This is a genomic window from Polaribacter sp. (genome assembly GCF_965656025.1).
GTDB lineage: Bacteria > Bacteroidota > Bacteroidia > Flavobacteriales > Flavobacteriaceae > Polaribacter.
Map to the genome: position 1 here is coordinate 1 of NZ_CBFHJT010000080.1, position 12492 is coordinate 12492.

A 12492-nucleotide genomic window follows, 5' to 3' on the forward strand; every position below is an offset into this window, starting at 1 on the left:
ATGAATGTTCCAGCATTAAATTCTCCTCGTTCAATTTCTTTTAGACGTTTTTCCCAACGTCCTGTCAATTCTGCAGATTTTAGCAATTCATTATCAATAATGTTGATTAAATCAATACCAGTTTGGGTTGGTAAAACTAATTTTTTCTTACGTTCTATGTATTTTCTTCGAAACAACGTTTCTATTATACTTGCTCTAGTTGATGGTCTTCCAATTCCGTTTTCTTTCATCATCATCTACTTGTTTACCAGCAGTTTCCATGGCGCGTAATAATGAAGCTTCTGTATAGTTTCTTGGTGGTTTGGTTTCTTTTTCTAAAAATGAAGGTTCGTGATTTCCTTTTTCTCCTTTGATAAAGGAAGGCAAACTTCCTTTGTCACTCTGAACTTGTTTCAGAGTCTCGTTATTATTGTTATTGTGATTCTGATCTCGTTGAAGAACCTTATTTTTATCTTTTTTATTTTCGAAGACTACTTTCCAACCCTTATTTATAATTTCTTTACCCGTTGTTTTAAAAGGTACTTCTGCAGCTTTTCCTAAAACAGAAGTATTAGAAACATCTGCATCTGGATAAAAAACAGCAATAAAACGTTTCGTAATAATATCATACACTTGTTGCTGATTGTATTGCAAATTTCCTTGAATTCCAGTAGGAATTATGGCATGGTGATCTGTTACTTTTTTATCATCAAAAACACGTTTTGTTTTCTTTATTTTTTTTCCTAAAAGAGGTTGGGTAAGTTCGCTATAATTGGTCAGTTTTGATAAAATTCCATGCACTTTTGGATACAAATCATTAGGTAAAAAAGTAGTATCTACTCTTGGGTAGGTAACTACTTTCATTTCGTACAATTTCTGAACCATTTTTAAAGTTTCATCCGCAGAAAAACCAAATTTATTATTACAATATACCTGTAAACCTGTTAAATCAAACAATTTAGGTGCATATTCTTTTCCTTTCTTTTTGGTAACAGCAACAATTTCAAAATCAGATTGCGCTACTTTATCCGCTAAAACTTGACCATCTTCCCTTTTTAAAAAACGTCCATCTTCGTAATTAAAAAGTGTATCTCTATACGTAGTTTGCAATTCCCAATAAGGTTGTGGTTTAAAATTTTGGATTTCGAAATAACGATTCACCAACATTGCTAGGGTAGGAGTTTGCACTCTACCTACAGACAATACTTGCTTGTAACCACCAAATTTTACAGTGTATAAACGTGTTGCATTTAAACCTAACAACCAGTCTCCAATAGCTCTTGAATAGCCAGCATAATAAAGGTTGTCATATTTTTCTGAGGATTCTAAATTTTGAAAACCTTCTTTAATAGCTTCTTCCGTTAAAGAAGAAATCCATAGACGTTGTACTTTTCCTTTATAATTACATTGATTGATGACCCATCTTTGTATCAATTCTCCTTCTGTTCCTGCATCTCCACAATTAATTACAGTTTCAGCTTTTTCAAATAAAGATTTTACAATATTAAACTGCTTTTTGATACCAGAATCGCCTGTTACTTTTGTATCAAAACGTTCTGGAAGCATGGGTAAATTATTTAAATCCCAGCTTTTCCAGTGTGGTTTGTAATCTTTGGGTTCTAGCAATGTACATAAATGGCCAAAAGTATAGGTAACTGCATAACCATTGCCTTCATAGAAACCATCTCGTTTTGTTTTGGCTCCTAGAATGTTAGCAATTTCTCTTGCTACACTTGGTTTTTCGGCTATACAGACTTTCAAATTAAAAATTATTTAGTGATAAAATATTCAACCTTTTCTATGGAAATTTGTTTGATCAGCCCTAAGTCTAAAGAACTTTCTTTATCAAAAGAAATAATACAACTTGAGTTTGCAGCTAATTCTCTACAGTTTCCAAAATTAATTTCTGTAGAAACTAAACCGTCAATATTCTTTGTGATATACGGAATTCCCATAATCTTTTTATCACTTAAATTATTTAGTTGGATTTTATATTCTAGTCTATTTGTATTGTTTCCTGTGTCGGGCGTGAATTTAAACTCTAAAACGTCATAAGAAAATTCAGAAAGTTTCGGTAATTCTTCAATTGTTTCTGGAGCATCCGGTTCTGGAAAACTGCAATCTACAACTTGTGTTATTTCTGGAATTATAGTGGTTCCATTTGCACCAGATATTATAAATTCGTTTTGTACAATGATGGTTTTTGCACAATCTTTTTCTGAACTACAAGAAAATAATAGTATTAAAATGGTTAGGTATTTGAGAGTTTTTGTTTTTTGCATAATAAATTTAAACTTAAGATCAAATTAAAGAAATATTTACGAGTTTTTAGAATTTAGTTTATCAAAGCCAATTGAATTCTCTTCCTAACTACATCAACTTCTAATACTTTTGCGACAATTTGCTGTTGCAATGATACAATGGCGTTCACATCTTTTACAAAAGTATCAGATAAATTGGAAACGTGAATGAGTCCACTTTCTTTGATGCCGATGTCTACAAAACAGCCAAAATTGGTGATATTATTCACAATTCCTGGTAATAATTGCCCAATTCTTAAGTCTGAAATGGTTTTAATGTTTTTGTCAAAAGAAAACACTTTGGCTTTTGCTCTTGGATCAACTCCGGGTTTTTCTAATTCTTTGATAATGTCTTGTAACGTTGGTAAACCCACAGTTTCAGAAATATAATTTTTTATATTTATTTTTTGTAAGACTTCTTTATTTCCTATCAAACTAGCGACTTTCATTTTTAAATCTTTGGCAATTTTATCAACTACAGCATAACTTTCAGGATGTACTCCAGAATCGTCTAAAGGATTTTTTCCGTTTTTAACGCGTAAAAAACCAGCAGCTTGTTCAAAAGCTTTGCCACCTAAACGAGGTACTTTTTTAATTTCACTTCTTGAAGAAAAAGAACCATTTTCATTTCTGTATTTCACGATGTTTTCTGCCAATTTTGGTCCAATTCCAGAAACGTAACTCAGTAAAGATAAACTAGCAGTATTGATATTTACACCAACTGTATTTACACAACTTTCTACAGTGCTATCTAAAGATTTTTTGAGTTTGGTTTGATCTACATCATGCTGATATTGCCCAACGCCAATTGATTTTGCATCAATTTTCACCAATTCAGCCAAAGGATCTTGCAAGCGTCTTCCAATAGAAACTGCTCCTCGAACTGTAACGTCGTAATTTGGGAATTCATCTCTAGCAATTTTTGAAGCAGAATAAATGGAGGCACCAGCTTCACTTACCACAAAAACATCAATTGGATTTTTAAACTGAATTTTCTGTATCAATTGCTCTGTTTCTCTAGAGGCTGTTCCATTTCCAATGGCAATAGCTTCAATTTGATGTGCTTCTGCCAAAGAACTAATTTTTTTTATGGCATCAAAAGATTTATTTTGAGGTGCGTGAGGAAACACAGTTTCATTGTGTTTTAGTTCACCTTGTGTATTTAAACACACAATTTTACAACCAGATCTAAAACCAGGATCTATGGCCAACACTCTTTTTTCGCCTAAAGGAGCTCCTAAAAGCAGTTGTTTTAAGTTTTTTGTGAAAACTTGAATGGCTTCATCATCTGCTTTTTCTTTGGCTTTTGAAAGCGCTTCATTTGAAAGAGAAGGAAACAACAAGCGTTTATATGCATCTTGAATAGCCAATTGAATTTGCCCTACACATTCGTTGTTAGAGCGAATGATTCGATCTTCCATTTTTTGAAGTGTTATTTCAGTGTCAATTTGGAGTTTTACACGAATAAAACCTTCTTTTTCTGCACGTAAAATGGCTAATAATCTGTGAGATGGAATTCGATTTAAAGTTTCACTCCATTCAAAATAATCTTTAAATTTTTGTGCTTTCTCGTCCTCTTTTTTGGTGCTAATTACTTTGCATGAAATTTGAGCAAAACGTTCTATTTGATAACGAATATTATTCCTGATATCTGTTCGTTCATTAATCCATTCAGCCATAATAAAACGAGCACCTTCCAATGCATCTTCAATAGTTTCAACCTCTTTAGAGGTGTATTTTGAAGCTGTATATTCTAAATCATTTACAAGTTGGCTCATCATCATTTTTGCCAAGGGTTCTAAACCTTGTGAACGTGCTGTTTCTGCTTTGGTTTTTCGCTTCTTTTTAAAGGGTAAATACAAATCCTCTAAAGCGGTAATGTTGTTTGTATTATTAATTTTAGAGGTTAATTCTTGCGTAAGAACATCTTGTTCTTCCAACGCTTTTAAAATTGCTTTTTTACGCTTTTCTAAACCTTCATAAACTTCTTTAAACTTTACAATTTTACCAATTTCTACTTCATCTAAATTACCAGTCATTTCTTTTCTATATCTTGCTATAAAAGGAATGGTAGCATCATCACCTAATAAAGAAAGTGTGTTTTTTATAGATTTTTCTGAAATCTGAGTTTGTTGAATTATGTATTGATGAATTTGCATTTTATTTAGATTAAAGACCCTTCAGATTTTAAAACCTGAAGGGTCTGTTTTATTAAATTATTATTCTTACTTAAGAAATCACTTTCTCAAAAGCCAAACGTTTTGCATTGTAGCTTGTGTAGATAATTCCACAATATTGATAACCCATTTTTTTAATTAAAGATTGCATACCTAAATTTTGTTCATGAGTATCAATTTTTAGACTTTTGATATCTTTTTGTTCTAGTTTTTGATGCAATTCCTCGAAAACAAATTTTGCAATTCCCAAACCTCGAAATTCTTTAGCCATAGCTAATCTATGAATGACCCCATAAGGTAAGTTTTCATCAATTATCCAACTGCCATCAATTACTTTTTTATAAGTTGGTTCTGGTCTTGTAGTAAACATGGTAGTAGCCATAATTTGGTTTTCATCATTTATAACTACATAACTTTCAGTATTTTTTATGTCATTTTCTATCTGTTCAGCATTTGGATATCCATTTTGCCATTGATCTATCTGTAAAGATTTTAATAACGCTTTTGCATCGTCTATAATTTCTACTATTCTTGGAATATCTTCAAAAGTTGAAAGTCTTAATTTCATTATTACAAATTTAGATTCCACAGGTTTTAAAAAACCTATGGTGTCTGTAAAAATAAATTATTTTTTAGAAAAAGTTAAACTGTAACTGTTTCTTTTTTTGTTTTTTTGTGAAGAGAATTCTACAACTTATTTAAAATTTATAATAAACTATGTGGTTTTTGTTTTCTTTATATTCCATGACTTTTAAAGCTACATAAAAATTAATTGATTTGTAGTTCTACTTTTTTAAAATAAAGGTATTTATACGTTAAAATCAATTGTAATTTTATTTGAACTTTGTAGTGACAAAACATATTAAAAAAATATTATGAGTTTAAAGACAAAGAATAATATGCCTTTAAGAGGTTTATCAAATACACAGTTAAGTAATATTACTAAAGATAAGTTAGACAAAGAGGTTTATATTAGTTTACCTAAAGATATGTACTTGCATACTCCAAAAACTGATACAAACAAAGATGGTTGCCCAACAGAATGGTGGTGGCATATTGGTACTCTAAAAACTAATACGGGAAAGGTTTTTGGGTTCGAAATTAATGCTTGTGCAATATACCCTTATGGTTTTACAGAAGTAATGCTTACAGATGTTCAAAGTCAAAAACATTATCATCAAACTGTTCCAGGTATTCCTATTTCAGGTTTATGGGCGGAGTCAGACCCTAATAAAGATTGGTTTGTTGCTTTAGAAAATGTATTAATGAGAGCTCCTCAAGAAGATCTAACTCAAAATATGGTTGTAAATGCTAAATTAGAAGATAATGATACAATAGTAGATTTTGATTTGAAATTTTCTCAAAATGGAAAACCTTTAATAGTCTGGGGAGACGGTGCAACACCAGTTAAACCACCACAAACTAAACCTACTTTAAAAGACAATAATTTTTATTTTTCTTTGACAAGATTGCAAGCAAGTGGTACAATATCTATATCAACAAAAAATACTGATTTAATGCCAGAAAAGCATGAAGTTACTGGTGTTACTTGGATGGATCATGAATGGGGTAAGTTTTCAAATAAAAATGGTAAGAAAGTAAAATGGATTTTACAAGACATGCAGTTTGAAAACGGTATTTGTATTTCTAATTATTCTTTAACTGGACCAAAACTTAATGAATCAACACAAGGTATGGCAACAGTACAGATAAGTAAAAAAAGTGACTCGACCTATGTGCAAACAACAATTACACCTAAAAAATCAACGTTAATAAATGGAAAAGAATATTTTACGGAAATATATGTAGAAATTCCTGACTATAAAATTGAAGCTACAGTAACTAGCCTAATGCCAGATCAGTTATTTAAAGGAGGTATTTATGAAGGTGTAGGAATAGTATCTGGGTCTATTTTAGAGAAAAATAATATGAAAAGAACATCTATAAGCGGAACAGCTTGGGTAGAGCAAAACATACAGTAAATAGAGAATTAAAGATAATAAAAAGCCATAGCACCTAAATATGATAGTTATGATGCTATGGCTAAATTAATTTATTTTAAAATATTAAACGGTTGCTTCTTGTTTAATTGTTGCTTTTTTGGGTAATTCAACTACTTCTTGATTATGCAAAATATCTTGAATAGTCTGTCTTTTTCTAATTAAATAATCCTGACCATTTACTAACATTACTTCTGCTGGTAAATAGCGAGAATTATAGTTAGAAGCCATTGAATAACAATAAGCTCCTGCATTGTGGAAACACAACACATCTTCTTCTGAAATTTCTGCAATTCTTCTGTTAGAACCAAAAGTATCTGTTTCGCAAATATACCCAACTACAGAGTAGTATCTATCTCTACCTTTCGAATTAGAAATATTAGTAATATGATGATAAGAATTATACATCATAGGTCTTACCAAATGGTTAAAACCAGAATCTACGTGTGCAAATACTGTAGATGTTGTTTGCTTTACCACATTTACTTTGGCTAAAAATACACCTGCCTCAGAAACTAAAAATTTCCCAGGTTCAAACATTAAAGTGATTTCTTTACCATATTCCGCACAAAATTCGTTGAATCTTTCAGATAGTTGCACACCTAATTGCTCTATATCAGTAGAAATGTCTCCTTCTTTGTAAGGTACTTTAAAGCCACTACCAAAATCTATAAAATCGATGTTTTTGAATTGTTTAGCCACATCAAATAAAATTTCAGAGGCACGTAAAAAAGTATCAATATCTAAAATATCAGAACCTGTGTGCATGTGAATTCCGTTGATATTCATCCCAGTATTTTCTACCACACGTTTTATGTGAGGAACTTGGTGAATAGAAATACCAAATTTAGAATCGATATGACCTACCGAAATTTTAGAATTTCCACCAGCCATAATATGTGGGTTTATACGCACACATACTGGTGTTTTTGGATGTTTTTGCCCAAACTGTTCTAAAATAGAAAGATTATCGATATTAATTTGGACTCCTAATTTGGCAACTTCTTCAATTTCTTGTAAAGAAACACCATTAGGTGTATAAATAATGTTTTTAGGATCTATACCCGTAGTTAAACCCAGTTGTACTTCTTGAAAAGAAACAGTATCTAAACCAGCCCCTAAATTTTTAAAAAACTTTAAAATATTGATGTTTGATAATGCTTTTACAGCATAATTTAATTTTAAATTTTTTACATCACTAAAAGCGTTTGTTAGTCGGTTATATTGCGATTCAATTTTATCTGTATCGTAAACATATAAAGGACTTCCGTATTTATTTGCTAATTCTAAAAGTTGTGAGTTTTCCACGATTTTTTGTTATTTATTTTTGTCAAAAGTAGTTAAAAAGTTCAATTACCAATCATTTGTTTAAAAATACAACATATTGTTTTTTTTTGTGATTTTTCATTGTTGTAATTTGATGAAATGTTGATCTTGATTTAATATTTTTTACTTAAATCTCTCGTTGAAATCCTGTTGATAACTAATTACCGAACCCATTTCATTTTTCTTTGTTAAACCCTATTTTTACAAGTACTTCAAACCTAACAGTAGTAGCGATTTTTATGAGTCAAGAAACAAAATATACAGAAGATAATATTAGATCTTTAGATTGGAAAGAGCATATTAGAATGCGTCCAGGAATGTACATTGGTAAGTTAGGAGATGGTTCTTCTGCAGACGATGGTATTTATATTTTAGTGAAAGAGGTTTTAGACAACTCTATAGATGAATATGTAATGGGCGCTGGCAAAACCATCGAAATTTCTATTCAGGGTAGCAAAGTTACTGTTCGTGATTATGGACGTGGGATTCCACTTGGAAAAGTGGTAGACGTTGTGTCTAAAATGAATACTGGAGGTAAATACGACTCGAAAGCCTTTAAAAAATCGGTTGGTTTAAATGGGGTTGGTACCAAAGCAGTAAATGCACTTTCGTCTTATTTTAGAGTAGAATCTACTCGTGAAGGAAAATCTGCCTCTGCAGAATTTAGTCAAGGGAATTTAGGAGAACAAGATTTTTTAGAAGAAACTTCACGAAGAAAAGGAACTAAAGTTCAGTTTATACCAGACGAAACTATTTTTAAAAACTACAAATTTAGAAACGAATATGTTTCTAAAATGTTGAAGAATTATGTGTATTTAAATCCTGGTTTAACCATCATTTTTAATGGAGAAAAATACTTTTCTGAAAACGGTTTAAAAGATTTACTGGAAGATAATAACAACAAAGACGATATGTTGTATCCAATAATTCATTTAAAAGGCAATGATATTGAAGTAGCTATTACACACAGTAAAACTCAGTATTCAGAAGAATATCATTCGTTTGTAAATGGGCAACATACAACTCAGGGTGGTACACACCAATCTGCCTTTAGAGAAGCAGTTGTAAAAACCATTCGAGATTTTTTTGGCAAAAATTTCGAGGCTTCAGATGTGCGTAAATCTATAATTTCTGCAATTGCAATTAAAGTGATGGAACCTGTTTTTGAAAGTCAGACCAAAACCAAATTAGGTTCTACAGAAATGGGTGGAGATTTACCAACTGTTAGAACCTACATTAATGATTTTGTAAAAACACATTTAGATAACTATTTACATAAAAATACAGAAGTTGCAGACAAACTGCAAAAGAAAATATTACAAGCAGAAAAAGAACGTAAAGAACTATCTGGAATTAGAAAATTAGCCAGAGACAGAGCTAAAAAAGCCAGTTTACACAATAAAAAATTACGCGATTGTAGAATTCATTTGGGTGATACCAAGAAAGAAGCACATTTAGAAACTACCTTGTTTATTACAGAGGGAGATTCTGCTTCTGGTTCAATTACCAAATCTAGAAATGTAAATACACAAGCTGTTTTTAGTTTGAAGGGGAAACCCTTAAATTCTTATGGATTGAGTAAAAAAATCGTGTACGAAAATGAAGAGTTTAATTTGTTACAAGCTGCGCTTAATATAGAAGATGGTTTAGAAGATTTACGCTATAATAATATTGTAATTGCCACAGATGCGGATGTTGATGGCATGCACATTCGTTTGTTATTAATTACGTTTTTCTTACAGTTTTTTCCAGAATTGATAAAAGAAGGACATTTATATATTTTAGAAACGCCTTTGTTTAGAGTGCGTAACAAAAAAGAAACTTTTTATTGTTATTCTGATGACGAAAAAAGAGAAGCCATAAATAAATTAAGAGGAAAACCAGAAATAACACGATTTAAAGGTTTAGGGGAAATCTCACCCAATGAATTTGTACATTTTATCGGTGATGATATTCGTTTAGACCCAGTTATGTTAGACAAAGAAATGTCTATTGAACAAATGTTGGAGTTTTATATGGGAAAAAATACTCCTGATAGACAAAAGTTTATCATCAATAATTTAAAAGTTGAATTAGATTACGTAGAAGAGGAAGTATGAAAAATATAAAATTAGTTTTTAATATATTTTCGATAATTTTTATAATAATTCTATTTTTTTGGATTACTCAAATCAATTATGAAGATTTATCATTTAAAGAAAATGTATCAGCATATTTAGGAATTTTATCAATGTCGATGATGTCAATTGCCATGCAGTTGATTGGAAGAGGAATTAAAAAGAAATAAAATAGGATATAAGAAATAAGGAATTAACCTATAAGTTAGCAAGTAAGTTTGCGTTAGGGATTGAAGAGGAAATCCTTTTTACATACTGAACTTGGTTCAGTATCTTTTAGTTTAAGGAGCAGATGCTGAAATAAATTCAGCACAAGTAAAAAGATTGTAACGTAAAGCCCGACCTTTAGGGAACGCCCAAATAAACAAATACACAATTAAACGATTTAACGTTTTTTATGAGTGAAGAAATAAACGAAAACGAGCACGAAGAAGAGTTAACAAATCAAGAGGAGCAATTAGATTCACCTCAAGAAGAAACCATTACCAAAGTTACAGGGATGTACAAAGAGTGGTTTTTAGATTACGCTTCGTATGTAATTTTAGAAAGAGCAGTACCCTCTTTAGAAGACGGTTTAAAACCTGTGCAACGTAGAATTATGCATTCTATGAAAGATTTAGATGATGGTCGTTACAATAAAGTGGCGAATATTGTTGGGCATACGATGCAATATCACCCTCATGGAGATGCTTCTATTGCAGATGCTATGGTGCAAATAGGTCAGAAAGAATTGTTGATAGATATGCAAGGAAACTGGGGTAATATCTTAACAGGAGATAGAGCTGCAGCATCTAGGTATATAGAAGCACGTTTATCTAAATTTGCTTTGGATGTGGTTTTTAACCCAAAAACGACAGAGTGGAAATTGTCTTATGATGGTCGTAGAAAAGAACCGATTGATTTACCTGTAAAGTTTCCACTATTACTAGCACAAGGAGCAGAAGGAATTGCTGTAGGGTTATCAACCAAAATATTACCACACAATTTTATAGAATTGATAGATGCTTCTATAAAATATTTAAAAGGAAGAAGTTTTAAAATTGTACCCGACTTTTTAACAGGCGGAATTGCAGATTTTACCAATTATAATGATGGAAAACGTGGAGGAAAAGTTCGTATTCGTGCAAAAATTTCTCAGCTAGATAAAAAGACCTTGGTAATTAATGAAATCCCTTTTTCGACCACAACTCAATCTTTAATTGATAGCATTTTAAAAGCGAATGATAAAGGGAAAATTAAAATTAAAAAGATTGAGGATAATACTGCAGCAGAAGTAGAAATTTTGGTGCATTTGCCACCCAATGTTTCGCCAGATAAAAGTATAGATGCTTTGTATGCGTTTACAAACTGCGAAACTTCTATTTCACCTTTATGCTGTACTATTGAAGATAATAAACCTGTTTTTTTAGGGGTTTCAGAACTTTTAAAGCACTCTACAGATTTAACTGTAGAACTACTTAAAAAAGAATTAGAGATTCAGTTAAATGAGTTGGAAGAGCAATGGCATTTTTCATCTTTAGAACGTATTTTTATAGAAAATAGAATTTATAGAGATATAGAAGAAGAAGAAACTTGGGAAGGTGTAATTGCTGCTATTGACAAAGGTTTACAGCCACATATAAAACACTTAAAACGTGCTGTTACAGAAGAAGACATTGTACGTTTAACAGAAATTAGAATTAAGAAAATATCAAAATTTGATATTGACAAAGCCAAACAGTTTATAGAAAGTTTAGAAGATAAAATTGCGGTGGTTAAAAATCATTTAGAAAACTTAATTGAGTTCGCCATCGATTATTTTAAAAATCTAAAAGAAAAATACGGAAAAGGCAAAGAACGCAAAACAGAAATTAGAATTTTTGATGATATTGTTGCCTCTAAAGTTGCCATGAATAATGCGAAACTCTATGTAAATAGGGCAGAGGGATTTATTGGAACTTCTCTAAAGAGAGATGAATTTGTTACAGATTGTTCAGACATTGATGATATTATTATTTTTAGAAAAGATGGTGGAATGATGGTAACCAAAGTAGATTCCAAAACCTTTGTAGGTAAAGATATTATACATGTAGCTGTATTTAAAAAGAAAGACAAACGTACCGTGTATAACATGATGTACAGAGATGGAAAAAGCGGACCAAGTTACATGAAACGTTTTAACGTAACTTCTGTCACTAGAGATAAAGAATACAATTTAGCCAATGGTAAAAAAGGTTCTATTGTTCATTATTTTACAGCAAACCCAAATGGTGAAGCAGAAGTAGTGACTATCAATTTACGTTCTGTTGGTAGTGTGAAAAAATTAAAATGGGATATCGATTTTGCTGATTTAGCAGTTAAAGGACGTGGAGTGCGTGGAAACACAATTACCAAATATGCCATTAAAAAAGTAGAATTTAAAGAAGCAGGAGTATCAACTTTAAAACCACGTAAAATTTGGTTTGATGATGCTGTACAGCGTTTAAATGTAGATAATAGAGGCGAATTATTGGGCGAATTTAGAGCAGAAGATAAATTATTAATCATTACACAAAGTGGAAAAGCAAAAGCTGTAAAACCAGATTTGGCAATGCATTTTGAAGATGATATGATT

10 protein-coding genes are annotated in these 12492 nt (G+C 31.2%); 4 read left to right on the forward strand and 6 right to left on the reverse strand.

Features of this window, described 5'->3' with window-relative positions; translation table 11 throughout:
- The 5 genes from ACTG3S_RS12740 to ACTG3S_RS12760 form a co-directional block, all read right to left on the reverse strand.
- A partial coding sequence (locus tag ACTG3S_RS12740; protein WP_439129724.1) for a DNA topoisomerase occupies positions 1-230 on the reverse strand: 230 nt, incomplete at its 3' end.
- Complete coding sequence (locus ACTG3S_RS12745; protein ID WP_439129725.1) at positions 196-1740, reverse strand: DNA topoisomerase; 1545 nt, start codon at positions 1738-1740, stop codon at positions 196-198. The genes ACTG3S_RS12740 and ACTG3S_RS12745, both read right to left, overlap by 35 nt.
- 8 nt (positions 1741-1748) lie before the next feature.
- A complete protein-coding gene (locus tag ACTG3S_RS12750; protein ID WP_439129726.1) occupies positions 1749-2261 on the reverse strand; it encodes a hypothetical protein in 513 nt (170 codons plus the stop codon).
- A gap of 53 nt (positions 2262-2314) precedes the next feature.
- Complete coding sequence (locus ACTG3S_RS12755) at positions 2315-4438, reverse strand: Tex family protein (RefSeq protein WP_439129727.1); 2124 nt, start codon at positions 4436-4438, stop codon at positions 2315-2317.
- A gap of 70 nt (positions 4439-4508) precedes the next feature.
- Entirely contained in the window at positions 4509-5024 is a 516-nt protein-coding gene (locus tag ACTG3S_RS12760; RefSeq protein WP_439129728.1) for a GNAT family N-acetyltransferase, read from the reverse strand.
- A gap of 307 nt (positions 5025-5331) precedes the next feature.
- On the opposite strand from ACTG3S_RS12760, the gene ACTG3S_RS12765 reads away from it, so the two are divergent.
- The gene (locus ACTG3S_RS12765) at positions 5332-6438 is read left to right on the forward strand and encodes a lipocalin-like domain-containing protein (RefSeq protein WP_439129729.1); all 1107 of its coding nucleotides are present in this window, start codon (positions 5332-5334) and stop codon (positions 6436-6438) included.
- 84 nt (positions 6439-6522) lie between these two features.
- On the opposite strand, the gene lysA is transcribed toward ACTG3S_RS12765, so the two are convergent.
- Positions 6523-7764: a diaminopimelate decarboxylase gene (gene lysA, locus ACTG3S_RS12770; protein WP_439129730.1), complete on the reverse strand. Its 1242-nt coding sequence runs from the start codon at positions 7762-7764 to the stop codon at positions 6523-6525.
- Between the two features lie 257 nt (positions 7765-8021).
- On the opposite strand from lysA, the gene ACTG3S_RS12775 reads away from it, so the two are divergent.
- From ACTG3S_RS12775 to ACTG3S_RS12785, 3 genes are all read left to right on the forward strand, one after another.
- Positions 8022-9881: a DNA topoisomerase IV subunit B gene (locus ACTG3S_RS12775; RefSeq protein WP_439129731.1), complete on the forward strand. Its 1860-nt coding sequence runs from the start codon at positions 8022-8024 to the stop codon at positions 9879-9881.
- On the forward strand, positions 9878-10069 hold the full coding sequence (locus tag ACTG3S_RS12780; protein WP_439129732.1) for a hypothetical protein: 192 nt from the start codon (positions 9878-9880) through the stop codon (positions 10067-10069). Before ACTG3S_RS12775 ends, ACTG3S_RS12780 begins: the two co-directional genes overlap by 4 nt.
- A gap of 227 nt (positions 10070-10296) precedes the next feature.
- Positions 10297-12492 (forward strand): DNA gyrase/topoisomerase IV subunit A (locus tag ACTG3S_RS12785; protein ID WP_439129733.1); only part of this gene is annotated, 2196 nt, incomplete at its 3' end.

Bases quoted from the DNA above. Each gene is read 5' to 3' on its own strand.
- ACTG3S_RS12775 (WP_439129731.1), top strand. From the start codon at position 8,022: ATGAGTCAAGAAACAAAATATACAGAAGATAATATTAGATCTTTAGAT.
- ACTG3S_RS12765 (WP_439129729.1), top strand. From the start codon at position 5,332: ATGAGTTTAAAGACAAAGAATAATATGCCTTTAAGAGGTTTATCAAAT.
- ACTG3S_RS12755 (WP_439129727.1), bottom strand. From the start codon at position 4,438: ATGCAAATTCATCAATACATAATTCAACAAACTCAGATTTCAGAAAAA.
- ACTG3S_RS12780 (WP_439129732.1), top strand. From the start codon at position 9,878: ATGAAAAATATAAAATTAGTTTTTAATATATTTTCGATAATTTTTATA.
- ACTG3S_RS12750 (WP_439129726.1), bottom strand. From the start codon at position 2,261: ATGCAAAAAACAAAAACTCTCAAATACCTAACCATTTTAATACTATTA.
- ACTG3S_RS12760 (WP_439129728.1), bottom strand. From the start codon at position 5,024: ATGAAATTAAGACTTTCAACTTTTGAAGATATTCCAAGAATAGTAGAA.